The organism is Yinghuangia sp. YIM S10712 (assembly GCF_051388935.1).
Classification (GTDB): domain Bacteria; phylum Actinomycetota; class Actinomycetes; order Streptomycetales; family Streptomycetaceae; genus Yinghuangia.
In genome coordinates this window covers 41,097-64,462 of the sequence record NZ_JBPKBI010000021.1, presented here as the reverse complement: position 1 = coordinate 64,462, position 23,366 = coordinate 41,097, and the positions used below count along the sequence as shown (strand labels likewise).

General features: G+C 70.3%; 20 protein-coding genes and 3 pseudogenes. 9 read left to right on the top strand and 14 right to left on the bottom strand.

Annotated features, from left to right (window positions below; all coding sequences use genetic code 11):
• Positions 1–15 precede the first annotated feature (15 nt).
• A complete protein-coding gene (locus ACRX5W_RS28825; protein ID WP_436791284.1) occupies positions 16–2,208 on the bottom strand; it encodes an MMPL family transporter in 2,193 nt (730 codons plus the stop codon).
• A gap of 132 nt (positions 2,209–2,340) precedes the next feature.
• On the opposite strand from ACRX5W_RS28825, the gene ACRX5W_RS28820 reads away from it, so the two are divergent.
• Both ACRX5W_RS28820 and ACRX5W_RS28815 read left to right on the top strand, forming a co-directional pair.
• The gene (locus ACRX5W_RS28820; RefSeq protein ID WP_436791283.1) at positions 2,341–2,730 is read left to right on the top strand and encodes a DUF302 domain-containing protein; all 390 of its coding nucleotides are present in this window, start codon (positions 2,341–2,343) and stop codon (positions 2,728–2,730) included.
• Positions 2,731–2,965: 235 nt separating this feature from the next.
• The gene (locus ACRX5W_RS28815) at positions 2,966–4,480 is read left to right on the top strand and encodes an AAA family ATPase (protein WP_436791282.1); all 1,515 of its coding nucleotides are present in this window, start codon (positions 2,966–2,968) and stop codon (positions 4,478–4,480) included.
• Between the two features lie 98 nt (positions 4,481–4,578).
• Here the strand turns inward: ACRX5W_RS28815 and ACRX5W_RS28810 are convergent, their stop codons facing one another.
• The 3 genes from ACRX5W_RS28810 to ACRX5W_RS28800 all read right to left on the bottom strand — a co-directional run bounded on the left by ACRX5W_RS28810 (position 4,579) and on the right by ACRX5W_RS28800 (position 7,499).
• Positions 4,579–5,457 (bottom strand): universal stress protein, encoded by an 879-nt coding sequence (locus ACRX5W_RS28810; protein ID WP_436791281.1) that lies wholly within the window; start codon positions 5,455–5,457, stop codon positions 4,579–4,581.
• An 85-nt stretch (positions 5,458–5,542) separates the two neighbouring features.
• Positions 5,543–6,514, bottom strand: coding sequence for an Acg family FMN-binding oxidoreductase (locus ACRX5W_RS28805; protein WP_436791280.1), 972 nt, complete (start codon positions 6,512–6,514; stop codon positions 5,543–5,545).
• A gap of 115 nt (positions 6,515–6,629) precedes the next feature.
• The gene (locus ACRX5W_RS28800) at positions 6,630–7,499 is read right to left on the bottom strand and encodes a universal stress protein (protein WP_436791279.1); all 870 of its coding nucleotides are present in this window, start codon (positions 7,497–7,499) and stop codon (positions 6,630–6,632) included.
• Positions 7,500–8,079: 580 nt separating this feature from the next.
• Here ACRX5W_RS28800 and ACRX5W_RS28795 point away from each other — a divergent pair.
• Complete coding sequence (locus ACRX5W_RS28795) at positions 8,080–9,714, top strand: MFS transporter (RefSeq protein ID WP_436791278.1); 1,635 nt, start codon at positions 8,080–8,082, stop codon at positions 9,712–9,714.
• 182 nt (positions 9,715–9,896) lie between these two features.
• Here the strand turns inward: ACRX5W_RS28795 and ACRX5W_RS28790 are convergent, their stop codons facing one another.
• The 3 genes from ACRX5W_RS28790 to ACRX5W_RS28780 form a co-directional block, all read right to left on the bottom strand.
• Positions 9,897–10,295 (bottom strand): PLDc N-terminal domain-containing protein, encoded by a 399-nt coding sequence (locus tag ACRX5W_RS28790; RefSeq protein ID WP_436791277.1) that lies wholly within the window; start codon positions 10,293–10,295, stop codon positions 9,897–9,899.
• Positions 10,296–10,385: 90 nt separating this feature from the next.
• Positions 10,386–10,796 (bottom strand): DUF7144 family membrane protein, encoded by a 411-nt coding sequence (locus ACRX5W_RS28785; RefSeq protein WP_436791276.1) that lies wholly within the window; start codon positions 10,794–10,796, stop codon positions 10,386–10,388.
• A 70-nt stretch (positions 10,797–10,866) separates the two neighbouring features.
• Complete coding sequence (locus ACRX5W_RS28780) at positions 10,867–11,187, bottom strand: carboxymuconolactone decarboxylase family protein (protein ID WP_436791275.1); 321 nt, start codon at positions 11,185–11,187, stop codon at positions 10,867–10,869.
• 568 nt (positions 11,188–11,755) lie between these two features.
• On the opposite strand from ACRX5W_RS28780, the pseudogene ACRX5W_RS28775 reads away from it, so the two are divergent.
• Positions 11,756–11,827 (top strand): annotated as a pseudogene (locus tag ACRX5W_RS28775) (Swarming motility protein ybiA); the annotation flags it as partial.
• A gap of 247 nt (positions 11,828–12,074) precedes the next feature.
• Here ACRX5W_RS28775 and ACRX5W_RS28770 read toward each other — a convergent pair.
• From ACRX5W_RS28770 to ACRX5W_RS28760, 3 genes and pseudogenes are all read right to left on the bottom strand, one after another.
• Positions 12,075–12,723 (bottom strand): annotated as a pseudogene (locus ACRX5W_RS28770) (helix-turn-helix domain-containing protein); the annotation flags it as partial.
• A gap of 102 nt (positions 12,724–12,825) precedes the next feature.
• Positions 12,826–13,323 carry a hypothetical protein gene (locus ACRX5W_RS28765; RefSeq protein WP_436791274.1) on the bottom strand — a complete coding sequence of 166 codons (498 nt, stop codon included), beginning with the start codon at positions 13,321–13,323 and terminating at the stop codon, positions 12,826–12,828.
• 50 nt (positions 13,324–13,373) lie between these two features.
• Positions 13,374–13,706 carry an SDR family oxidoreductase gene (locus ACRX5W_RS28760; RefSeq protein ID WP_436791273.1) on the bottom strand — a complete coding sequence of 111 codons (333 nt, stop codon included), beginning with the start codon at positions 13,704–13,706 and terminating at the stop codon, positions 13,374–13,376.
• A gap of 51 nt (positions 13,707–13,757) precedes the next feature.
• Between ACRX5W_RS28760 and ACRX5W_RS28755 the strand changes: the two genes are divergently transcribed.
• Positions 13,758–14,126 (top strand): MerR family transcriptional regulator, encoded by a 369-nt coding sequence (locus ACRX5W_RS28755; protein ID WP_436791272.1) that lies wholly within the window; start codon positions 13,758–13,760, stop codon positions 14,124–14,126.
• 129 nt (positions 14,127–14,255) lie between these two features.
• Here ACRX5W_RS28755 and ACRX5W_RS28750 read toward each other — a convergent pair whose 3' ends face one another.
• Positions 14,256–14,660, bottom strand: coding sequence for a DUF5753 domain-containing protein (locus tag ACRX5W_RS28750; RefSeq protein WP_436791312.1), 405 nt, complete (start codon positions 14,658–14,660; stop codon positions 14,256–14,258).
• Positions 14,661–15,208: 548 nt separating this feature from the next.
• On the opposite strand from ACRX5W_RS28750, the gene ACRX5W_RS28745 reads away from it, so the two are divergent.
• Together ACRX5W_RS28745 and ACRX5W_RS28740 are read left to right on the top strand one after the other, a co-directional pair.
• Positions 15,209–15,880 (top strand): zinc ribbon domain-containing protein, encoded by a 672-nt coding sequence (locus ACRX5W_RS28745; protein ID WP_436791271.1) that lies wholly within the window; start codon positions 15,209–15,211, stop codon positions 15,878–15,880.
• Positions 15,881–16,392: 512 nt separating this feature from the next.
• Complete coding sequence (locus ACRX5W_RS28740) at positions 16,393–16,767, top strand: hypothetical protein (RefSeq protein WP_436791270.1); 375 nt, start codon at positions 16,393–16,395, stop codon at positions 16,765–16,767.
• Between the two features lie 177 nt (positions 16,768–16,944).
• Here the strand turns inward: ACRX5W_RS28740 and ACRX5W_RS28735 are convergent, their stop codons facing one another.
• The 3 genes from ACRX5W_RS28735 to ACRX5W_RS28725 form a co-directional block, all read right to left on the bottom strand.
• Positions 16,945–17,592, bottom strand: coding sequence for a TetR/AcrR family transcriptional regulator (locus tag ACRX5W_RS28735; protein WP_436791269.1), 648 nt, complete (start codon positions 17,590–17,592; stop codon positions 16,945–16,947).
• Between the two features lie 88 nt (positions 17,593–17,680).
• On the bottom strand, positions 17,681–18,751 hold the full coding sequence (locus tag ACRX5W_RS28730) for an SIS domain-containing protein (protein WP_436791268.1): 1,071 nt from the start codon (positions 18,749–18,751) through the stop codon (positions 17,681–17,683).
• A 73-nt stretch (positions 18,752–18,824) separates the two neighbouring features.
• Positions 18,825–20,405, bottom strand: coding sequence for a family 20 glycosylhydrolase (locus tag ACRX5W_RS28725; protein WP_436791267.1), 1,581 nt, complete (start codon positions 20,403–20,405; stop codon positions 18,825–18,827).
• Positions 20,406–20,492: 87 nt separating this feature from the next.
• On the opposite strand from ACRX5W_RS28725, the pseudogene ACRX5W_RS28720 reads away from it, so the two are divergent.
• Both ACRX5W_RS28720 and ACRX5W_RS28715 read left to right on the top strand, forming a co-directional pair.
• A pseudogene (locus ACRX5W_RS28720) lies at positions 20,493–22,052 on the top strand (MFS transporter); the annotation flags it as partial.
• Between the two features lie 91 nt (positions 22,053–22,143).
• The gene (locus tag ACRX5W_RS28715) at positions 22,144–23,298 is read left to right on the top strand and encodes a family 43 glycosylhydrolase (RefSeq protein ID WP_436791266.1); all 1,155 of its coding nucleotides are present in this window, start codon (positions 22,144–22,146) and stop codon (positions 23,296–23,298) included.
• The last annotated feature ends 68 nt before the right edge of the window (positions 23,299–23,366 follow it).

Genomic DNA, 23,366 nt, shown 5'->3' with positions numbered 1-23,366 from the left:
ACCTGGCGTCCGGGCTCAGTCGTGGGCGAACCGGATGTCGGGGAGGATCCGCCGCAGCCACGCCGGGCTCCACCACGCGGCGCGGCCGGTCAGGCGCAGCAGGACGGGGAGGAGGATCAGGCGCACGAGGGCGGCGTCGAGGAGCACGGCCAGTCCGAGGACGATGCCCATCTCCTTGGGCGGCAGGGGCCCGGACAGCGCGAAGGTGAAGAACACGGCGACCATGACCGCTGCGGCGGCGAAGATGACGCGTCCGGAGTGGCCGAGCGCTCCGATGACGGCTTGGCGCGGGTCGCCGGTCTTCTCGTAGTGCTCTTTCGCGGCGGCGAGGAGGAAGACGGTGTAGTCCATGGCGATGGCGAAGATCATCGCGAAGAAGAACACCGGTGCCCAGCCGTCGAGGAAGCCCTGCGGTGTGAAGCCGAGGAGGTCGGCGCCGTGGCCGTCCTGGAAGACGAGTCGGGCGGTGCCGAATGCGGCTGCGGTGGCGAGCAGGCTGGTGGCGGTGCCGAGCAGGGCGAGCAGCGGTGCTTGCAGGGCGACGACGAGGAGCAGGAATCCGAGTCCGAGGATGACGCCGAGGACGAGGGGGGTCTTGGCGTCGAGGGTGGCCTGGAGGTCGAGGTTCTCCACGGCTGCGCCGCCGACTTTGGCGGAGGCGGGCAGGTTGTCGCGCAGGCGGTCGACGGTGGTTTCGAGGTCGGGGTCGGACGGGTCGACGGTGGGCATGGCCTGGAGGAGGGTCAGCGCGGAGCCGTCGCCGGTGGCCTGTGCGGGCATGACCGCGGCGACGCCCGGGTCGGCGTCGAGCGCGGCGGCGGTGGCGCCGGTGTCGGTCGACGGCGTCACGACCTGGAGCATGCCGGGGGCGCCGGGGCCGAACGCCTGCTGGACGGCGGTGTATCCGGTGCGGGCGGACGAGTCCTCGGGGACGACCGTGATCGACGGCATGGCGGTGCGCAGGCCGACGATGGGGGCGGCGAGGGCGAGCAGGACCAGCAGTGCGGGGATGCCGTAGCGCAGTGGGTGGCGCCACAGCTGTTCTCCCCACGCCGTGAACTTGCGCGATGGCCCGGCTTCGTGGGTTTCCTCGGCGCGGGAGCGGTGCCACGGCAGGCGTCCCGCGTTGACTTTGTGGCCGAGGCGGCCGAGTACCGCAGGCAGCAGCGTGAGTGTCGCGGCCAGCACGAAGACCACGGCGAGCATGATGCCCATGGCCATCGACCGGAACGCGGTCGCCGGGACGAGCATGACGGCGGACAGGCTGATCAGCACGGTGGCGCCGGACAGCAGCACGGCCTTGCCGGCGGTGTCCATGGTCTCGCCGACGGCGCGGCGGGAGTCGCCGTGCCGGGCGAGTGCGGCGCGGAAGCGGACGACGAGGAAGAGCGCGTAGTCGATGCCGAGCGCGAGGGCGAACATCATGGCGAAGTTCATGGCCCAGATAGACGTGGGCGTGAGGTGGTTGAGCAGGACCAGTGCTCCGGCGGACGCCCCCAGCCCGGCGAGGGTGAGCAGCAGCGGAAGTCCGGCGGCGACGAGCGATCCGAAGGCGACGACCAGGATCGCGAGGGTGACGGGCCACGACAGCAGCTCGGACTTGATCATCGCGTCGTGGTTGGCTTTGTTGAAGTCGCTCCACAGCACCGACGCGCCGGTCGCGGAGACCTCGATGCCGTCCCCGGACAGCGCGGCGAGCGGTTCCTTGAGGTCGTCCGCGGCGCGGACCATGTCGTGGGTGTCGGCCCCGGCCCCGGCGAGCAGGATCGCCGTGCGGCGGTCGGGGCTGATGGTGGCGCCGTCCTGGGGCGGGACGATCTCGGCGATGCGGGAGTCGGCGCGCAGCAGGGCCGTCGCCTCGTCGACGACCGCGTCGACGGCCGGGTCGTCGACGGGTCGGTCCGCGGCGACGACCACCTGGAGCGCGGAGGAGGCGTTGCCCCCGAAGTGGTCTTGGGCGAGTTCGCGCACCTGCACGGATTCGGACCCGTTGGCCTGCCATCCGGCGCCCGCGAGGGCCGAGTTCACCTGCGGGGCGAACGCCCCGAGTCCGGCCACGATCGCGATCCACAGGAAGGCGACCAGGCGCAGCCGGCCCGCGGCGAGTACGCCGAGGCGACCGAGTGGGCCGAGCCCGCCGTTCGCCTCGGGCGCGGCGTCGCCGCGCGGCGGGACGGGGTACTTGAGTCGGGAGCGGTCGGCGCTCACAAAGCCTCCTCTGGTGAATACCCCGGGGGGTACTGACGCCCACCACGATAGCAATACCCCGGCTGGTATCCACAAATACGGGTAGGGGTATATTGGGCACCTGGCCATACGTCACTTCACGAGGAGGCCGCCATGGGATACGACCGCACCATCCGCGTCGACACCGACTTCCCGACCACCGTCGCCACCGTACGCGAGGCCCTCGCCGCCCAGGGCTTCGGCGTCCTCACCGAGATCGACGTCACCGCGACCCTGAAGGCCAAACTCGGCGAGGAGATGGAGGACTATCTGATCCTCGGCGCCTGCAACCCGCCGCTCGCCCACCGCGCCCTGGACGTCGACCGCTCCATCGGACTGCTGCTGCCGTGCAACGTCGTCGTCCGACGAGACGGCGAGCAGACCGTCGTCCAGGCACTGGACCCGGCGACGATGGTCACGCTGACCGGGATGCCGGCCCTGGAGCCCATCGCCGCCGACGCGGGCGCGCGTTTGGACGCGGCGCTCGCATCGCTCTCGCGGTGACGTGTCCGGGAGAGCCTGCGAGCCGGCGGAGGTCGGGGCCACGACGGTCCTCCACCGTTATCCGGTCGCCCGCCGGGTGCCGGACGGACAGCGGGCGGGTACTCCGCTCCTGGCGCCGCGCGACGCGTCCGTGCCGAACGAAGACGTAGCACGGCCCCGGAGTCGGGGCCGGGCCGCAGCCGCGCGATCGGCAACGCCTTGATCCGCCACCGAGGGCTCGCCAGGGGCATACGCCATGAACGTCAACGCCGACCAGCAGGAAACCCCCGAACCGTGGGCCGGTTGCAGTGAGACCCACGTCGCCGTGGTGTATTTCGCCGGCGACCGGGCGGTGAAGCTGAAGAAACCGGTCGCCCTGGGATTCCTCGACTTCACGACGCGCGAGGCGCGCCGAGACGCGTGCCGGAGCGAGGTCGATCTCAACCGGCGTTTCGCACCCGACGTCTACCTCGGCGTCGGCGATGTCCGCGACGAAAGCGGCGCGGTCGTGGATCATCTGGTGCTCATGCGCCGCATGCCGGTACGTCGCCGGCTCTCCGACCTCGTCCGGGCGCGGGAGCCTGTCGAGGACGCGCTGCGCGATGTCGCCCGCATGCTGGCGGTCTGGCACGCGAAAGCCCCGCGCGGGCCGCAGATCGACCGGCACGGCACACGCGATTCCCTGCGTGGGCGCTGGACCGACAGCATCACGCAGGTCCGGGCGCTGCCTCCCCCGATCACCGACCGGGCTTCCGAGGCCGTCGACGAGATCGAGCGCCTCACCCTGGACTACCTCGGCGGACGCGAGGAGCTGTTCGCCGGGCGCATCCGCGACGGCAGGATCGTGGACGGCCACGGTGACCTGATCGCCGACGACATCTTCTGCCTCGACGACGGCCCCCGGGTGCTGGACTGCCTGGAGTTCGACGACGCGCTGCGCAGACTCGACGGCCTCGACGACGCCGCCTTCCTCGCCATGGACCTGGAGCGCCTCGGTGCGCCCGTTCTGGCCGAGGAGTTCCTGTGCCGGTACGTCGAATTCTCCGGCGACCCCGCGCCGACGTCGTTGTGGCACCACTACGTCGCGTACCGCGCGTTTGTGCGAGCCAAGGTGGCGCTGATGCGGTCCGCGCAAGGCGACCACCGGTCCGCACCCCTCGCCCACGAGTACTGTGACCTGGCCTTGCGTCATCTGCGTGCCGGTGCGGTGCGGCTGGTCCTGGTCGGCGGGCTACCCGGAACCGGCAAGACCACCGTCGCGGGGGGCATCGCCGACAGTCTGGGAACGACCCTCCTGAGCACCGACCGGCTCCGCAAGGAGAACGCCGGCCTGGGCCCGGAGGAGACAGCCGACAGTTCGATGTACGCGCCCGAGCGGGTCGCGGCGAACTACGACGCTCTCCTGGCCCGTGCCCGCGCGTTGCTCGACCGAGGAGAGTCGGTCGTACTGGACGCGACCTGGGGCGCCGCCGAAGCGCGGTCCGAAGCCGTACGTCTGGCGCACGAGACCGGTGCGGCTCTGACGCAGATCCAGTGCACGGCCCCCGAGACGGTCGCCGCGCGGCGGCTCGCGTCGCGCCGTGGCGGGTGGTCGGACGCGGACGTATCCGTCGCGCAGGCGCTGGCCCGCGGCTTCGCCCCGTGGCAGGACGCCGCGGTACTAGACACGGAGGCGCCTGCCGACGAATGCCTGACACGGGCACTCGCCCTCGTGCGTCCGACCGCCGCCTCCCGCGTGTTCGCGCGTCGATCGCTCATGGAACCGGACTGACCCGCGACGACTGCGGGGCACACTCGGGCACACGGCTTCGCTTCAGGCGGACGAGACGACACGCCCCCGCCGCGCGGCCCACATTCCGGCGCCACTGCTCACTCGACGGGAACGACCAGAATCGGGCAGCGGGCGCGGCTCAGGACGCCGTGCGTGACGGGCCCCAGGTGCATTCCGGGCCCGGGTGGCCGCCGTCGTGCCGCCACGACCAGCAACTCGGCGTGGTCGGACGCACCGACCAGCGCCCGCGCCGGTGAATCGCGGACGACGTCCTGGTGCAGGCGTACGGCCGGCTCGGTGTCGCCCACGTCTCCCAGGACCCGGGCAAGGCGGGCGCGGGCGTGCGCGCGGGTCGCGGCGACGGGGCTGCGCCGGGCGTCCGAAGTCGGTCCCGGACGCGGTACCAGCGGCAGCGACCAGGCGTGCACCGCGCGCACACTGACGCCACGCCGCGCGGCCTGCCTCAATGCCTCCTCGACGGCCGGGCGGCACTCGGGCCCGGCGACGCCGACCACGACGGGGTGACGCCGGGCCGGCCCCTGCGCCGGCTCGCCCCGGGCGATCAGCACCGGTCCCCGGCCGCGCGCCGCGAGGGCGAGCCCGACCGATCCCACGAGCAAGCCGCTGACCGGACCGAGCCCCCGGCTGCCGACCACGGTGAGCCCGGCGTCGGCGGAGACGTCGAGCAGCGCACCGACCGGGGTCGCGCGCACCACCGTCTTCTCCACGTCCAGCGAAGGCGCGACGGCAAGCGCCGACGCGGCGGCCCGGTCGACCACTGCGTGGGCGTCCGCGTAGTCGTCGTCCGGTACGGACAGCAGGTCGTGCTCCGCCGGGTCCGCCGCGTGCAGCACCTGGAGCGGCACCTTGCGCCGGGCTGCTTCTTCGGCGGCGAGCCGAACGGCGAGATCGTCGCCGGCCGAGCCGTCCACCCCCACGACGACATGGCCGGACAAATGAGGAATCCGCTGGTCCATCCGTGCTTCCCTTTCGACGCCCAAGTCTTCCCCGTGTGGGTTCGCGGTACGCCGGGACGCGGGCGGTTGTGTCCCGCAGGGCGGTTCACTCGGGGCCGAGGACGTCGGTGACCGGTCGGCGCGGGGTCCGGGGCACGTCCCGGCCCATGCCGAGGCGAATCACCATCTGGGGGGTGCCGTAGTACTTGGCGTCGGAGGCGACTTCCTCGCGGAGTTCGGGAATCTCCAACGGCTGGTTGGCGAACGAGGCGGCGACGCCGTACCGGGTGCCGGTCACCAGGACCCGCAGCAGCGCCTGGCCCGCGGTCAACCACGCGGTGCGGGTGTCGCCGCGGGTTTCGAGCACCGCGAGGGCCGGAGCGGCCTCGAACGCGGTCGTACCGCGGCCGGAGACGTCGCGACCGACCGCGAGGTCCCGAACGGCGCCCGTGGGGGTCTCCGGACGCGGCCCGAGGCTGCGGGCAGGGACAACGTCCCGACGGTGCACCGCGTCCGGCGGGTCCACCCACTTCGCGCGCTCCTCGCGCCGCTGGTCCGTCTCGCGTTCGGTCGCCTCGCGGACCACGGCCAGGAGGTGTTCGTAAACCGGTCCGCGCTCGATGACGCGCAGCCACGTGCCTTCATCGCGCGCGGCGTCGCGCATGTATTCGAGGAACAGCGGCGGTATGGGCGTCTCCAGGAAGGGCGCCCGGTGCGTCTTCCGGTCCGGGAGGCTCCAGTACAGGGTCTCGAACAACGGATCCGGGGCCGCGTCGGTGATCCGCACTCGGGCGAGGAACCCGGGGGCGTTCTCGTCCGGCAACAGGTCGGCCGCGGTGCCGAAACCGAGGGAGGCGTAGCCCAGCCGGGCGGCGAACGCGGCGGCACCGCAGGAGATGTGCGCCTCGCGGGTGTCGGGGTCCTCCACGGGGAGAGTGCGCTCGGGGTCCAGGTGCACTTCCAGGTTGGCGCCGTCCCATCGGAACCACCACGGCTGGGTGTTGTGCTTGGACGGCGCCAAAGTGGCTGCCCGAAGAATGCGCTCGCGCTGCGCGGGCGTCAGGAGGGCGCTGATCATCATGGCCTCCGGAACGGTGGTGTGGTCCCGATACCGGCTTACGCTTGGAAGCTTCTCGGATTGCCGCCTTCGACGCGGAAATCCAGCGGGTTTCCGGTGCGGGGCCGAAGGCGGGCTACCGCTGCGGAACCACGGCCACGGGCCCGTGGGTGTGGAGGAGCACCGCGTGGGCGACGGGCCCCAGGCGCAGGCCGAGCGATGTCGCGGGGATGCGTCGTCCGACCACGGTCAAAGCCGCCCCGGCCGAAGCCTGGACCAGCGCGGTCGCGGGTGTCGCCGGGGCCATCTCGCGTACGACGTCGACCTGCGGATACTTCTCCGACCAGCCGGCGGTGGCCTCGGCGATGCCGCGTTCGACGCGTGCCGCGACGTCGGAAAGGGTGAAAACCGGTCCGCCTGGCAGCGTCCAGTCCTCCGGCCGCCACCCGTGCACGATCCGCAGCCGGGCGCCCGGCCGTGCGGCCGCCTCCTCGAACGCGAACCCCACGACGGCGTCCGCCGGGTCCCGCCCGTCGACACCCACGACGACGTCGGCCACACCGTACGGGGCGCCCCCGGGCCTTTCGCGCACCACGACCACCGGGCATCGCGCCACGGACGCGGCGGTCAGGCTGCTGGAACCGAGCAGCAGACTGCGGAACCCGCCTCGCCCTCGCGAACCGAGCACGAGCAGCGCGGCATGCTCGCTCTCGGCCGCCAACGCCGCACCGGCGATGTCGACGGCGCTCACCTTGACGATGTCCGTTCCGGGGGCGACCGCCCGCGCGCGGTCCTCGGCCTCGTCCAGGATCCGACGGCACTCCGCCTCACCCGCATCGCGTCCGCCCTGCCCGGGAAGCGGCAGCCACGCGTGGAGGATCCGCAGAGCGAGCCCGCGCCTGGCGGCTTCGTCGGCGGCCCAGCGCAGTGCTTCGTCGGCGTGCGCGGAACCGTCGACCGCCGCGGTCACGTGCGGCCGAGCGGCCGATGCGTCGCTTGTGGACATGGTCTCCTCCCAAGGCCCCGTGATCAGCGGGCACGGCGGCGGATACGGGTCGCCCTGGTGACGCGGCGCAACGCCGAGGCGGGCGGCACCGACCGGACAGCGTCCGGCGCGGCGACGGCCGGGTCGGGTCCCGCGCGCGCGGACCCCGCGACAGTGCGTCGGCCGGGCGCAAAGGCGGTCGAAACCTCTCCTGTCGGACGGTTGCACGCCACGCGCCGCGACGCCGACGGCGCCAGGGGTCGCAGGGGTCCGAGCCGACGCACGGGCGCTTAACGGACAACCGACCTTCGTTCCATAGTGAAGGGGGCGACGATGCCGCGCCATTCGCTGCACTGACCGCAAGCCTTGCCCCAACCGGACCACCCGCAGCGGGGGGCGGCCCGGGCCGGCCCCCGGCCAGAGCTCGGAAGCAACGGCCGCGATGGCGACGGCGCATCGTCCCAGGACGCACCGCTCCGTCCGCCCCCGCGTTAGCGCGGCGCTCGTCGCGGGCACCGGATCGCCCGTCCCGCCCGGCGTCCGCAGGCGGCGGTTCGCTGCTTGATCGGGCGCTGCGCCGGCCCAAGTGGTGGGAGGCCCGATGGAGCGGTGGAAGGCGCTGATGGTGCTGGGAACGGCCCAGTTCCTGATGGTGCTCGACGCGGCGGTGATGAACGTCTCGATCAGCCAATTGGTCGTGGATTTCGACACCGAGGTCACCGCGATCCAAGGCGTGATCACGCTGTACACCTTGGTGATGGCGGCGTTCATGCTGACCGGCGGAAAACTCGGCGACATGTTCGGCCGCCGCCGGACGTTTGTCACCGGATTGTGCGTGTACGGCGTCGGCTCCGCCCTGACCGCAGTCGCTCCCACGGTATGGGTGCTCGCCCTGGGCTGGTCGCTCATCGAAGGCCTCGGTGCGGCGCTTGTTCTCCCGGCGTTGGCCGCGCTGGCCGCGGGCGCGTACCACGGCCGCGACCGCGCGGTGGCCTATGGCGTCCTGGGCGGCCTGGCGGGGGCCGGCATCGCGGTGGGTCCGTTGCTCGGTGGGTGGGTCACCACGTACCTGACCTGGCGCTTGGTGTTCGTCGGCGAAGTGGTGCTCGTCTTGGTGATCCTCGCGCTGTTGCGGTGGGTGCCGGGGGACGCCCCGCCCGCCTCGCGGCCGAGCCTGGACGCCCTCGGGGCGGTGCTGTCCGCGGCAGGCCTTGCGCTGATCGTCCTGGCCGTGCTGCAAAGCAGCACCTGGGGGTGGCTGGAGCCGCGCGACCCGCCGTTCACCGTCGTCGGCTTCGCGCCCACCTTCTTCGTCGTCGCGCTGGGTGGGTTGCTGCTGGGGCTTTTCCGCACCCACGAGCTGCGGCGGGAGGCGCGCGGGCAGGACCCGCTGGTGTCGTTCGCGTTGTTCGCCAACCGGCCGCTGCGCTCGGGGCTGGTGACCTTGTTCAACCAGAACGCGATCCTGCTCGGTCTGTTCTTCGTCATCCCGCTCTACCTTCAGGTCGTCCAGGGCCTGGACGCGTTCGAAACCGGCCTGAAGCTGCTGCCGGTGTCGCTGACCATGCTGATCGCCTCGATGAGCGGTTCGGCGCTGGTGCGTTTCGCGTCCCCGCGCCGCATCGTCCGCGCCGGGCTGGTGGTGCTCGTGGCCGCCACCGTGTGGCTGGTCGCCGTCATGGACCCCGTCCTCGAAGGCGCGGCGTTCGCGGGCGCGATGGCCGCTTTGGGCCTGGGCATGGGCCTGCTGGCCTCCCAGCTCGGCAACATCGTGCAGTCCAGCGTCGGGGAGGCCGACCGCAGCGAGGCGGGCGGCCTTCAATACACCGCACAGAACCTCGGGTCGTCCATCGGCACCGCGCTGATCGGCGCGCTGCTGATCGGCGCGCTCGCCACAGCGTTCACGTCCCGCATCGCCGACGATCCCCGCCTGTCCGACGCCGTCCGCGACCAGGCCGGCACGCGCATCGAGGCGGGCCTCACCTTCGTGCCGGCCGACCAGGTCGAGCAGGCACTGCGCGCCGAGCCCGCGATCCCGCCGAACGAAGCCGACGCCCTCGTCGACAGCTACGCGGACGCCCAGATCAGCGGGCTCAAGGCCGCTGTGCTCGCCTGCGCCGGCATCACCGCCGTGAGCTTCCTGTTCACCGGCAACCTGCCCGCCGACCGGCGCCCACCCGACCGCCGGCGACCACCGAGGCGGCGAGCATGGACCCCGCACACGACGCCGCCATAATCGGTCGGCGCTTCCTCCGCAACCGGACGCCACTGTCGCCGACGGCTGCTGACGGCCGCTTTGTTCGCTCAAGCGGCAACAAATGCCACCACGGGGCAACGGCAACACAGCCGACGGCGTCGACAGCGTGCGCCTCCTGGCGGCACGCGGCCGACGCCGTCGACGCTGCCTGGCCGTCGCCGTCAGGTCATGACCCTCGCCTTCAGGCGCTCGTATTCCGCCTCGCTGATGTCGCCGTTGCTCCTCAGCCGCGCCAGCCGCTCCAACTCACTGGTTGGGCCAGCCTCCCAAGTCGTCTCGGCTGCGGCGTCACGCACGTACTCCCGGAACGCCTGCTCGCTGCGCTTTGCATGGGCGGCCTCGCGCATACCCATTTCGGGACCGCGCACGACGAGGTAGACGAACACGCCGAGGAACGGCAACACGACCAGGAACACCGCCCACCCGGCCTTTCCCCATCCGCTGACCTCGTCGTCGCGGAACAGGTCCGTCAACACGCGGAACAGCAGGAAGAACCACAGGATCCACAAGAAGACCCACATCGTGGTGAAGAACACGTCCAGCAGCGGATAGTCGTCCATCACTGCCTCCACAAGAGTTGTTCTCCCCCGAGCAGGTGTCGCTCCGAGCCGGAGCGACACCACCTCACAAGGCTCGGACCGAGTCCGCTGCTACGCGTGGTCTCGGCCGACCACGCACAGCGCCCAGATGACGAACGCGTACAAGGCGATCAGCACGATCGACCAGACCGGGTAATAGGGCAGCGACAAGAAGTTGCCGATGATCAGCAACCCGGCGATCAGGACGCCGATCACCCGCGCCCAAGCCGCAGCGGACAACAGCCCGATCCCGACGAGCACGGCGATGAACCCGAGCAGCAGATGCAACCAGCCCCAGCTCGTCAGGTCGAGCTTGAACACGTAGTTCGGTGTGGAGACGAAGACATCGTCACCGGCGATGCCCATGATGCCTCGCAGGAGATCGAGGATCCCCGCGATGATCAGCATCACGGCGGCGAACCCCGTGAGTCCCCGGGCCATGGAGCTGTCTTTCGTCCGGCCCGTCGTGTGAGTTCTGGCCATGGGTTCCCTCGTTGATCAGGTGTTCGGCGGATGCCGGACGGCGCTCAATGGCCGTTCGTGCGATTCGCCCTCAGGCCCCGGCGGCCAGCTCGGCTGTGGCGATCTCGATCCCCAGAGCCTCGGCGATGTGCCCGGCCGCGGACATCACGCGCGCGGTCCCCACCACCGGTGCGATGGCGACCAGGACGTCCTGGATCTGCTCGGGGGTCAGGTCCGTCTCCTCACCGGCCCGGAGATGGGCCAGATACGACACGGGAGGTGCGTCCATGGCCACCAGCGCAGCCATCCGCGTCAGGATGAAAACCTCCGGCCCGAAGCCGCACCGCTCCAACGAATCACGCGTCATCGCGGCCAACGTGTCCAGCACAGGGGTCTCAGATTGCATGGTCACGGTCGTCGTCCTTCGGTCGATGCCCAACGGCAGTGCCCCGGACGGTGGCTTCATCGACACTCGGACGACTGAAGCCACCCGCTGCTCTCTCTCCTCCACCGTAAGAAGCACCTCACTGGTCCGCATCTCCCCAGCCCAACACAGAGCGCCCCCCACGCAACTCACGAAAAGCGCTCGCCGGCCGAGGCCGCATCGGAGTCCGCACGACGGACGACCGACCGCCGGCACGGAGTAAGGCGTACGCCCTCAGGCAGTCGCAACTCATGGACCTCTCCTCGTTGTTCGCCCACGCGAAGTCCCTCGCGCCTGCGCGGAGCCGACCGACTACAACTCGTGAACGACCACACCACCTGCCTGCCTGCAAACTGGACGGGGCCTGCATCACAGCCCGGATTGTGGTGGCCCGCTTCGGTGCACTACTTCCAGGCGCAGAAGTTCGCAGGCACCCGCCACACCGATTTTGTCCGGCGGGCTCGCACGCCGCTGCGGGCGGGCTGAACGGGGGCGCGATTCCTCCGAGCCCCTGCGGGGACCGGGAGCGGGTGAAGGACGACGTAATGCACCGCGCGTGGGGACCAAGTTCCGTGCACATGCCGAGATCCATGAGATTCTGCTGTCCACCGGTGATGACGAGATCGTCGAGGACACCACGACCGATCATTACTGGGGTCGTGGCAGGAGCAGGACCGGCAAGAAACATGCTCGGGAAGATCCTGATGCGCGCTCGCGGCCAACTCCGCGCCGAACTTGCCGAAGCGCGCAACATCCGCACGTGAACGGCACGCGGTCATCGCTTCAGCAGTAGCTGGACTCGGCTGCAATTTGGGGACTGCTGCAGGGTTCGGTGACACCTACCCGAAAGCGTGAGGCCGGCGGCAGACCAGCGGCGCCGCTGTGTGGACCTTCGCGCGCGCGAGGAACGCGGCAGCGGTCGCCCCCTTCTCATCGGCACGAGGCTCTGTGTACGCGAGTCGAGAGAAGCCGTCAATCGCCGAGTGCATGTAGACGTAGCCACGCTTTGCGCCTGCCGACTTCGCCCTGCCTGCGGCCTTCGCCTGGTCGCTGTCGCGGCCGTGGATGCGCCAGCCTCCGCCATTCGGAATCCGACCGACCTTCTTCCCCTCCAGGTGCACCATATGGCCCGGTCGGCGAGCGGTGATCTTCCCCGGCTTACGGTTGTTCTCGCAGCCGAAGTCGATGAACCTGCGTTTGCCGAGGCCGAGTCGGGTCAGGTGCCGGGTGGCCGATGTCGGCCGACTCGTGGGTGATCCGTTGTGCGGACCACTTGTGCTCGCGCCGCCAGATCTCGATCTTGTCGATCACCCACGCGGGCGACGCGTTCGGACTCCGACGCGGGGTCGAGGGCCGATCTTGCAGGCCGGCCTCACCGTGACGCCGCCAGCGGTTGACCCACTTCGACGCACAGGCGCGGGAAATCCCCATTTCGGCGGCGACGTGTGCGATCGGCCGAGTCTGGCAGCGCTCGATCAGACGTCGGCGCCCTTCGGTGGACAGCGGAGCGCTGGCGTGCGCCATGGATGCCTTCCTGCCGGAAACGAACGACGATTGCCGCCCCAAGACCCCATGCAGGTCATCGAGCGCGTTCGTCGTGGTCGGGGTGGCGTTCCGCGGTTCTCGTCAGTTGAACTCGGCCGCATGGTCGATGGCCCACCTCGCGAAGGTGCCGGCCGGGTGGCCGGCGAGGCGCTCAACATGATCGGTGACGCGATGGGACTCTGGTCGCCACACCGAGGCGGCGATCAGCGCCTCCACGAGTGGCTCGGGGCGACCGTCGGCAAGCATCCGTGATCGCGCGAGATCAGCGGGAAGCGCCTGGAATCGCAGATCGCGCCGGAGTGCAGCACCGAGGTGAGCGACCTGGTCGGCGCGGCTGAGCACCTCGGGACCGGTCAACACACAGGGGCCATGGTTCAGTTGATCGTGATGTGTGAGCAATACGGCTACGGCCGCATCAGCGACATCGCGCTCGTCGACGACGGCTGTGCGGGCCGTCTCTGGACCCGAGACGACATCGCCCACCCGCACCTGTTGCACCCAGCCACGGGCGTTGGAGGCCAACGTGTCACTACGCAGCACCACGGGTCGCAGGCCGGCATCGTGGAGCAGGGCTTCCATATCCGCGTGGACTTGAACGATGGGATCGCTTTGACGAGCGGCTTCGTCGTCTATAGCGGTCGAGGACAGGTAGACGACACGCGGCGCCGCCGTGGCGAGTTCTGCGACCAGGTCGTGGGCAGCGGCGGAAGCAGTGGCCAGATCAGAAAGACTGCGTCGATGCCCACGAGCGCCTCGCGCACGGTACCGGGATCCATGAGGTCGCCGACCACCCACTCGACTCCTGGTCGCGGGCGAGCCTGATCGCGCACAAGGCACCGTACGCGCGCGCCGTGGGCTTGGAGGCGGTCAACAATCTCTCGGCCGAGGTTGCCCGTAGCGCCGGTGACCAGGAGAGTCGATGGACGGTACGGGAAGTTCGTGGGGTTGGTGGTATCAGGCATGATCGTGACGCTATGGGTTCAGGTCGACATGAAGGCAAGGCGCGTGTGGTGATGACGATCGGGGAAGCAGCCGCAGAGCTCGGCGTTGAGGCTCACGTCCTGCGGCACTGGGAGGACGTTGGTGCCCTCACCGTGCGTCGCGATGGCAACGGCTACCGCATCTACGACGAGGGCGCGCTGGAACAGGCACGTACCGTGCTGAAACTGCGACGCGTCGGGCTCTCATTGCCCGAGGCCACTGCCGCCATGGCGCCGAAGAAGTCGGCGGCGCAGGCTGTCGTGAGGGCGAAGATCGCGGCACTCCAGAATGAAGTCGCCTTTAGACAGCAGGCAATCACCTTCCTGCAACACACCGTTGAGTGCCGGCACCGATACCTCGACGACTGTCCGGACTGCGCGACCTTCGTCCGCGGAGCCTGAGCCGCACTCCGCTGGGATTGGCAGCCCCGACGGTGCCCACGCCACTGTCATGACGTCACCTCCAGCAACAACAAGGCGCCGGTGAACCCGTCCACGTGGACCGTGGGCGGTTCAGCTTCCCGGCCATGCTCACGACCGGGAAACGCAGAGCACGAACGGCCCCGACATGACCCCCATGTGGAAGCCCGAGGAAGAGGGCACGACACGGATGCTCACGTTGTCGAGATCGTTCAGCTCAACCAGCCTGTTCAACTGTTCGGCCATGACCTTCGCACTGCCGACAGGCCGACGAAGTACAGCTTCGTTCCGCACAACATCCAGAGGCGGCGCGGCTGTTGCCCGGGTGAGCAGAGCCTGTCGAGTGATGCGTACGTGCGTCCGTCGTTCGATCTCTGCTTCATCGCGTTCGAGGGTAGACCCGCGAATCACGGCGCGGGCGTAGTCCGGCGTTTGGAGAAGGCCAGAGACCACGAAGCGGCCTACGGTACGAACCGACCCGTGGCTCCTCCAACAACTCCTGACCGGCCTGCACACAGGCTGACGCCGCCGCACGTACCAGGCGGCACCAGCGGGCCGGGCCGGCTTGGTCAGGCGCGCCCAAGGCCCTCCGCCGCGCCGGAACAAGCCCTCGCCAAACCCAAGTTCAGCACGCAAGCGCCCGCACTCGCGGCCAAGCGACTCACCGCCAATGCCGTCCTCCCCGCCCGCGCACGCACCACCCCATCCGGCTCACCGCTCGCCACCGCTGTGCGACTACGACTATCTGAACGACCGCTTCTCGCCGACCGGTGGTTGACGACCTGGATCGACGGCGCGGACGCGCTCGTCGGCCGCGAGAACCTGAAGGTGCGTCTCCGAAATATGGCCGAGTCCCAGCAAAGCGACGCGTACGACCTCACTCACGCACCCGCCGCCTCAGGCTCGTCCTCACCGTTTGCCGTCGCGCCCGGCATCGCACTCGGAGGCGCGGCGGTCCGGAGGCTCTCCCAACGACGCAGCGCCGGGCGGCGAGCGCGGGCCCGGGGATTCGGATGCGCTCGGTTTCAGCCATTTCGCGCTGAGCCATCCGTCCGGTCGCGGGCTTGCCGCAACTGTCTGGCAGCATGTGCGCCCACAGCAACGAGGAGGAATCCCCCATGCTCATCTGGGGCTTCAAGACCCTGTTCAAGACGCTGTCGGAAGGCGTCTTCTTCTGCCCGCAGTGCGGTGGCGATCGTTCCTACCAACTGAAGTTGGCACGGCGCTGGTTCACGTTGTTCTTCATCCCCGTCTTCACGTACAAGCAGGACGGCGTCCACGTCGAATGCCAGGTATGCAAGGGCACTTTCGCCGAAACCGCGCTTCAGCGGCAGACCAACGCCGCCATGGCGCTCGGCAAGCGCGATGCCATGCGGGCGGTCGCGTTCAGCATTCTGCGGACTGCGGGAACGCCGTCGGCGGCCGCCCGGGCGAAGGCCGCCGAGGCGATTTCGAGCGTCGTCAGCAGCGCGGGGGCCTACACGGTCGCCGAGTTGGACGCCGAGTGGGCCACCGCGCACATCGATCTGGAAGGCACCCTCGTGCCGCTCGGCGACGCCATGCAGGGCGGGGGCCGCGAATGGCTGTTGAGCTGGGCCGTCGCCATCGCCTCGGTGGACGGCGAGGTCAGTGCCGCCGAGCGGGCACTGCTCGACCGGATCGGCGCACTGCTCCAGATGAGTTCCGCACACGTCGCCGGTGTCGTCGCCACCGCGCAGCGCGGCGCGCGGGCGTGAGGGCCGGCCCAGGCGCACATCGAAGCAGGCCAGTTCGACTCCCCACCCCACCCCACGTCGGACATGAACGCGGACGGGTATCGGTCGCCACGTGTCGCTCTCGGTCGTAGCCCCCTGCTCGATGACGGAGGGGCGACGCACGTAGGCGCGGGTGGTCCGGTCCACAGTGGTCGCACGGGTTCTGCGTTATCGGCGCATGGCGCTCCTGGATCAGGGGCCTGCCTTCGTGGTCGTCGGCGAGTTGTTCGTCTCCACGCCGCGCGCTTCCGGCGATATCGGGGCGTACGTCATCTCACCGGTCGAAACGCTCGACGAAAGGCGTACACGGCCCCAATGCCACGCGGCCTCGTCGAACCGGTTCGCGCTGTACGGCACTTGCGCGCTGCGGCCGGTTGATGGAGCGTTTCGCTCCCCGTGTATACATGCTCTGCGCATCCGGTGCGGAGCGTGGCCCGGATGTGCCGCCGCATCAGCTGACTGTCCGTCAATAAGCCTTACCGAGAGGTTCCGTGGTGTCCGAAGCCGGGGTGGGGAGCTTCCTCGCCGACATTCTCGCCAGCGTCTTCTTCTTCCTGCTCCCCGACTCGATCGCCGACGAGGCCCAGATCGTGTTCATCGTCGCGATCGTCATCGGCGTGCTGGCGCTGCGAATTCGCGGGGCGGTCCAGCGTCGGCGTACCGCCCAGGCCGCCCGGTCCGACGACTACAGCCGGGTCGCGACCGGGCAGAATCCCTTTTCCGGCCCGCCCGTTCCGGGCTCGACGCCGCCCCTCGCCCCGCCGGCATCCGGCCAGGGAGCGAACCCGTTCGGTACGTCCGCTCCCCAGCGCACGGACGGCAATCCGTTCGGCGGCGCGACGCCGCACGCGACCGGTTCGCGGGACTGAATCGCAAGAGCCACGACCCGAGCATGCGGCGTGGCCCGGACTCCCGGACCGCCGTTTCTCGGCCGGCCACCGTACTCGCGCGTTCGGTCGGCAACTCAGCGGGTGGCCCGGCACGGTGGTCATCGCCTCGCTCGTGTCCCGAAGCGGGTGCATGCCGTCGTTGCTGTTGTGCGGCTCCTACGCCTGCTCAGGCACGTCGGGCCGAGTGCTCGCGGGGTTGGCGCACAGTTGGTCGAAGGCCTGGAGGATCGCGGCAATGTCGACCGACGGGTCGCTCAGCCACTGGATCTGGAGGCCGTCGATCACGGCGAGCAGCATCCGGGCGAGGTGTTCGGGGTCCTCGTCGGTTGGGGTGGTCGCCGCGCTTTGGGCCTGCTCGATTCCCTTGGTCGTGTAGGCGGTGAGGTTCCGGTACCGCGTCAGGAAATAGTCGTGGGCGGAATTTTCCGGGTCGGCGGACATGGCCGCGAGGGAGACGAACAGCTTCGCCAACCCGGGGTGTTCCACCGTGTGGCGCACTGCCGCTTGAAGCCGTTGGCCCGGGTCGGCGGCTTCGGAGGCTGCGATGCCCAGGGCTTCCCGGTGGGCCAGGACCGCCAGCAGCAGTTCCTCGCGGCTGCCGAAGTAGTAGTTGAGTGCGGGCTGTGTCACGCCGACCCGGTCGGCGACCTCCTGCATCGACAGGCCGTCGCCGCGTTCGTCGAACACCTCGTACGCCGCTTCGAGGATCCGCTGTCGGCGTTCCCCGCTCTTGCGGTACGGGCCCCGCTTCCTCCCGGTGCCTTTGGCGGCAGCCGACTTCGGCGGTGGTGGCTCGCGGGTCACGGAATCTCCTTGTCGTGGCCCCTGTCGCGCCGAACTCGCGGAAGCAGTCGGCGGCCCGGCTTCGGACGGGTTCCTCGTCGGTGCCCGGTCAGTGCGTTTCGGTCACCTTGGCCAGTGCGCGCGGGGCGTCCGGGTCGAGGCCGCGTGCGATCGCGATTTCGTACGCCAGCATTTGCAGCGGCAGGATTTCCAGGATCGGCTGGACCTCCTCGGCCACGCCCGCCGGGAGGGCGAACCCCGGGCCGGTGCGGGCGACTTCGTGGGCCTGGCCCACCACTGTCAAGTCGGCGCCGCGCGCGCGGAGCTGGTCGAGGGCGGGTTGAAGGGCCTGGCCGCCGCGGCCGTCGGGCACGATCGCGATGACGGGGCTGACGTTGTCGACCATCGCGAGCGGGCCGTGCAGCAGGTCGGCGCCGGAGAAGGGTTGTGCGGGGATATAGCTGGTCTCCATGATCTTCAGCGCGGCCTCGCGCGCGGTCGGGTAGCCGTAGCCGCGTGAGGTGATGACGAGGCGCTGCGCGAACCGGTATCGCTGCGCGAGTTCGACGACCTCCCGCCGCCGGGCCAGGACCTGCGCCGCGAGGTCCGGCAGGCCGTCCGCCGCCGATCCGTCGCCGCCGCGCAGCGCTTCGACGAGCAGGAACAGCGAGAGTAGTTCCGCGGTGTAGGTCTTGGTTGCCGGAAGCGCCCGCTCGGGCCCGGCGAGCAGGTCGATGTGGAACGCGGACACGGCGGCGAGTGGTGAGTCGGCGTTGTTGGTCACCGCGAGGGTGATGGCGCCGGCCTTGCGGGCCGCCTCGGTCGAGGCGACCAGGTCGGGCGATCCACCGGACTGGCTGACCGTGATCACGAGGCAGTCCGACAGGTCGGGCTCGGCGTGGTACGCGGTCGTGGTCGACATCGACGTGAGCCCGACCGGCTTGCCGAGCAGCACCTCGACGAGGTATTTCGCGTACAGCGCGGCGTTGTCGCTGGTGCCGCGCGCGGTCAGCAGGACGAAGCGCGGGCCGCGCCCGGAGATCGCGTCGGCGACTTCGCGGATGCGCGGCGTGCCGTCGGCCAGGATCCGGCGCAGGACTTCCGGTTGCTCCGCCATCTCGGCGGACATGATGGCGCCGGGCGGCGTCGCGGTGTCGGTGTCGGTGTCGGCAGACGTCATGGGTGGCACCTTCGGCTGTTTGTCGGTCCGGGACGGGTCGTATGGGTCACCCTGTGACCGCGCCGCGCGGAACTCATTCGTGCGTCCAGGGGATCTCGGCGGAGGCGAAGTACGTCAGACCCAGCCGGGTCCAAAGCCGTCCGTGCCGGGCAAGCCGTTCGCGGTATTCACTCCAGTCGGCCGGGCGGCCGGTCCAGGCGGTTTCGGCGACGGCGGCGATGCGGGGCAGGAGCAGGAACGTGAGGTCGTCGGTGCCGGTGATGGTCTCGGCCCACAGCGCCGCTTCGATGCCGGCGACGCGGTCGTCGGGGACGCCGTAGTCCGCCGGGTCCCACGAGGCGGACTCCTCGAGTGTCCGGGGCGGGTAGAACGGCAGGCCGAGCCGTGCGACGGCGTCGGCCTGGGCCGACGGGGCGGTCGTGGGGACGTAGCCGCGGTCGAGGTACAGGTGCGACTGGTTGGAGAGGACGACGCGGCCACCGCCGTCGAGAATGCGGTCCAGGTCGTCGGCGGCCGGGGCGAACATCGCGAGGAAGGCGGCGGCCGTCTCGCTCGGGATTCCGCTGGTGGCCGTGCCGTCCCCGGCGGACGCGCCGCGCTGCATCGCCGAGGAGTCGAACCAGTGCTGGGTGACGTCGTCAGCGCTGCCGCCCGCTCGGGAAGCCTCTTGCCAGGCCACTGACTTCTTGCCGAACTCGCGGACCAGTCCCCGGAGTTGGCGGACGGCTCCGTTGTAGCTGTCGTGGGTCGTCCCGGCCGCCTCGTCCGCGCCGATGTGCACGAAGGGCCCGGCTGTCATCGCGCACACCTGCTCCAGGATGCGGCGGACCACGTCCGAGGTCGCCGCATCCGCGAGGTCCAGGGGCGGGGCGAACGGCATGACGCGGTTCAGGTGCTCAAGAAGTTCGGCGCCGTCGTCGGGAACCGGCGCGGCGGGCAGGTGCGGTAGGGCCGCGCGCAACGCGCCGCAGTGGCCGGGCAGATCGATCTCGGGGATGACGGTGATGAACCGCGCGGCGGCGTGCTCCTGGATCTCACGGAACTCGTCGGCGGTGTAGAACGGCGCGTTCTGGGCGGTGAGTTCGGGTAGGCCGGGGATCTCCAACCGCCAGCCCTGGTTGTCGGTGAGGTGCAGGTGCAGCACGTTGAGCTTGTACAGCGCCGCGAGGTCGATCAGCCGGCACAGGTCGGCGACGGGGATGAACGAGCGTGCCGGGTCGAGGACCAGCCCCCGCCAGGCGTAGCGCGGCGCGTCGGCCACCTCCTGGTACGGCGGCTTCCCCCCGGTCGCGATGAGCTGCACGGCCGTGACCGCCGCGCGGAACACTCCTGCCGCCGTTCCCGCACGGCAGGTGATCCCCTCGTGGTCCAGCACAACATGGTGGGCCTCGTTCCCGCCGAGGGCGATCCCGTGGGGTTCCGGGAACTCGACGGTGTCGCCGAACCGCAGCGTGATCGTCTGCGGGTTTCCGGGGCCGTCGGCCGCGGTGGCGTCCGCGAGGTGGGGTTCCAGGAGCGCCTGCACGGTCGCGGCCACTGGTTCCAACGCCGGATCCGAGGCCCGCACGAGCCACGGCCCGTCGGTGGACAGCACTCCCGAGGGGGCGGCAGCAGCCTGTGTCCGGTTGGCCGGTGCGGGGATGACGGCGTCCATGTCACTCCTCCATGAGGGGTCAGTCGGTGGCTCCGCAGGACAGTCGATGTGCCGTCTTGTCCTGTCGGCGGCGTCTCGGTTCAGGGGATGCCAGGTGTGCCGGCGTGCCGGGGTTGGTGGCGACGGGACGAAAGGTGTCGGGCCGACGAGGGTCCGCGCCCGGTTCCTCCGACGAGCGCCGGGCACGACCTGACTCTCTTGAGCCGACCGCGGCTGCGTCGCATCCGCCGGGCTCGGCGGCGACGACGGCCCGAGGGCGCGGGCTGTCGAACAGGGCACGGCGGTGCCCAGGCCGACGTCGCGTTTGCTGACCACAGCAAGATATCTATCATACATAAATTTTTAATGTCGACCCCGGGAAGGTCTGGACAGCCGCACCGACGGGCGTTAAAGATTTTCACTCATAGATTTTCATCAGGGACACCGCACGTTCACCTTCACCACGGCGACGCTCCGATTCGAGGTGCCCATGATGTCCGACCTCCCCGCGGCCCCGGCCGCACTCCGCGCTCAGGAGCGCGGCGTGCGCGGGACCGTTGCCGGTGGCAGCGCTCGCCGCGTGCGTGCGCACCCTCGGCGCCTCTCCCGCCCATCCGCCCGCACCCAGCGGTCCGCCCTTCGTCGGAGACGACCCATGCACACGCTCCCCGTTCGCCCTTCACACCGAAGAAGGTGTCCATGAGCACCTCGACCGGGCCCGACACTGAAGGCACTCCCCCCTCGGCCGCAGGACTGGCCGCCGGACTGATCGAGGCGGAGGCCGAGCGCCGCGCACGGCAGGAAGAGGCGCAGCGCGAGGTACTGTTCGCGGACGAGTTGCTGCCGGGGGTGGGCGGCGAACATGTGACGCTGCGTCAAGGGCTCGCGGCGGGCGGGTCGATGACCTTCCTGACGCTGCTGACACTGGCGACGATGGACGAACTGGAGTCGGCGGCGCTGGGCATCCTGGCCCCGGACATCCGCGACAGCTTCGGTCTCAGTGACGCCGCGATCGTGTTCATCTCGTCCGCGGCGGGTGCGTTCCTGGTGTTGGGGGCGCTGCCGATGGGCTATCTCGCCGACCGGTTCCGCCGCAGCCGGGTGATCGGCTGGGCGCAGGTGGCGTTCTCGGCGATGGTGGTCGCGTCCGGCCTGGCGGCCAACGCCTTCCTCTTCTTCCTGGCCCGTTTCGGCGTGGGCATCGCCAAGTCGAGCAACAACTCCGTCAACGGCACCTTGTTGGCCGACACGTACCCGATCGGCGTACGCGGGCGGATGTCGGCGATCAACTTCAGTGCCTCGCGAGCCGCGGGGGCACTCAGTCCTGTCGTCGTGGCCGGCATCGCGACCGTCGCGGGCGGCGACGACGGGTGGCGCTGGGCGTTCTGGATCCTCGGAATCCCGGCGCTGGTGGCCGCGTTGTGGGCGTTCCGGCTGCCGGAGCCCAAGCGCGGCCGACACGAGATGAAGTCGGTGCTCGGCGAAGTCGTCGAGGACGACAAGCCGATGCCGATCTCGATCGAGGCGGCGTTCGCGCGGCTGCTGCGCATCCGCACCATGAAGACCGCGATCCTGGCCTTCTCAGCGCTGGGGTTCAGCCTGTTCAGCACCGGTGTGCTGGGCAACCTGTGGGCGGACGAGGAACTGGGCATGTCGACGTTCGAGCGCGGCCTGATGGGCTCGCTCGGCGGCGTCGCGGTGCTGGCCACGCTGCCCTTCGTCGGGTACGACCGACCCCGCGAAGGGGTGGAGCGATCCGGTGTTCGCCGAGGGCGCGATCGGGATCGACCCCGACCTGACGTGGGACGAGGACGGCGTCTGCCACCTGTCCTGGTCGTCACCGAACGGCATCCGACAGGCAGCCGTCGACCCGGTGACCGGCCGGCTCCTGTCCGAGCCGCGCCTGCTGTGGGCCGGGACCGGCTTGGCCCACCCCGAGGCGCCGCACTTGTACGCGCGGAACGGATGGTGGTATCTCGTCATCGCCGAGGGCGGCACCGAGCGAGGCCACGCGGTGTCGGTCGCCCGATCCCGGTCGGTCAGCGGACCGTTCGAGCCCCACCCGGCGAACCCGATTCTGAGCCACCGCAGCACCGACCACCCGGTGCAGAACACCGGGCACGCCGACCTGCTCGAACTCCCCGACGGGAGCTGGGCGATGGTCTATCTCGGCGTGCGTCCGCGCGGCAACACCCCGAAGTTCCACGTCAACGGCCGCGAAACCTTCCTCGCCGGCATCGAATGGGCCGACGACTGGCCCGTCGTGGTCGAGGACGCCTACGACGTACCGCCGCAACCGACCTCCTTCACCGACGACTTCGCCGCACCGGACCTGCATCCCCGGTGGGTGTCGCCCGGCACCGACCCGGGCACGTTCGTCCGGTCCGCGAACGGGGACGGCCGCACCGGTATCGCCCTCGCCGCAGGCCGCGCACCCGAGGCCCGCGAGACCCGGCACCTGCTCGCGACCCGCGCGCGCGACGACGAGTGGCAGGCCGACGTGACCGCTCCCGTGGGCGATGTGGCGCTCGTCGTACAGATCGACGACGCCCACTGGGCCGCCGTCGAGCGATGCGGCGACACCCTGACCGCACGCGCCGTCGTCGGTCCCTTCGACCAGGCTCTCGGCTCCGTGACCGGCGTGGCCCGGGACACCCCGCTCGCGATCCGGGCCGTGGACATCTCCCACCGCCTCAGCCTCCACAACGGCCCCGACCGCCTCGAACTCGGCTACCTCGACAACGGGCGGCTCCACGCACTCGCCGACCTCGACGGCCGCTACCTGTCCACCGAGGTCGCCGGCGGCTTCACCGGCCGCGTCATCGGCGTCGAAGCCCTCGGCGGCGACGCCCTGGTCGCACAGTTCACGTACGCGGTACTTGAACCGGGAGCGGCTGATACACCGGCTCGGTGATGCACGGCTGCACGCCACCCGTTCCCCTACAGTGCGAACCGACCACATCGGCGCAGGCACAGCCACGC

Coding starts and splice junctions, on each gene's coding strand:
- ACRX5W_RS28820 (WP_436791283.1), top strand. CDS start 2,341: ATGGGATACGACCGCACCATCCGCGTCGACACCGACTTCCCGACCACC.
- ACRX5W_RS28755 (WP_436791272.1), top strand. CDS start 13,758: ATGACGATCGGGGAAGCAGCCGCAGAGCTCGGCGTTGAGGCTCACGTC.
- ACRX5W_RS28790 (WP_436791277.1), bottom strand. CDS start 10,295: ATGGACGACTATCCGCTGCTGGACGTGTTCTTCACCACGATGTGGGTC.
- ACRX5W_RS28805 (WP_436791280.1), bottom strand. CDS start 6,514: ATGATCAGCGCCCTCCTGACGCCCGCGCAGCGCGAGCGCATTCTTCGG.
- ACRX5W_RS28760 (WP_436791273.1), bottom strand. CDS start 13,706: ATGCCTGATACCACCAACCCCACGAACTTCCCGTACCGTCCATCGACT.
- ACRX5W_RS28795 (WP_436791278.1), top strand. CDS start 8,080: ATGGAGCGGTGGAAGGCGCTGATGGTGCTGGGAACGGCCCAGTTCCTG.
- ACRX5W_RS28800 (WP_436791279.1), bottom strand. CDS start 7,499: ATGTCCACAAGCGACGCATCGGCCGCTCGGCCGCACGTGACCGCGGCG.
- ACRX5W_RS28785 (WP_436791276.1), bottom strand. CDS start 10,796: ATGGCCAGAACTCACACGACGGGCCGGACGAAAGACAGCTCCATGGCC.
- ACRX5W_RS28815 (WP_436791282.1), top strand. CDS start 2,966: ATGAACGTCAACGCCGACCAGCAGGAAACCCCCGAACCGTGGGCCGGT.
- ACRX5W_RS28810 (WP_436791281.1), bottom strand. CDS start 5,457: ATGGACCAGCGGATTCCTCATTTGTCCGGCCATGTCGTCGTGGGGGTG.
- ACRX5W_RS28730 (WP_436791268.1), bottom strand. CDS start 18,751: ATGACGTCTGCCGACACCGACACCGACACCGCGACGCCGCCCGGCGCC.
- ACRX5W_RS28725 (WP_436791267.1), bottom strand. CDS start 20,405: ATGGACGCCGTCATCCCCGCACCGGCCAACCGGACACAGGCTGCTGCC.
- ACRX5W_RS28765 (WP_436791274.1), bottom strand. CDS start 13,323: ATGGAAGCCCTGCTCCACGATGCCGGCCTGCGACCCGTGGTGCTGCGT.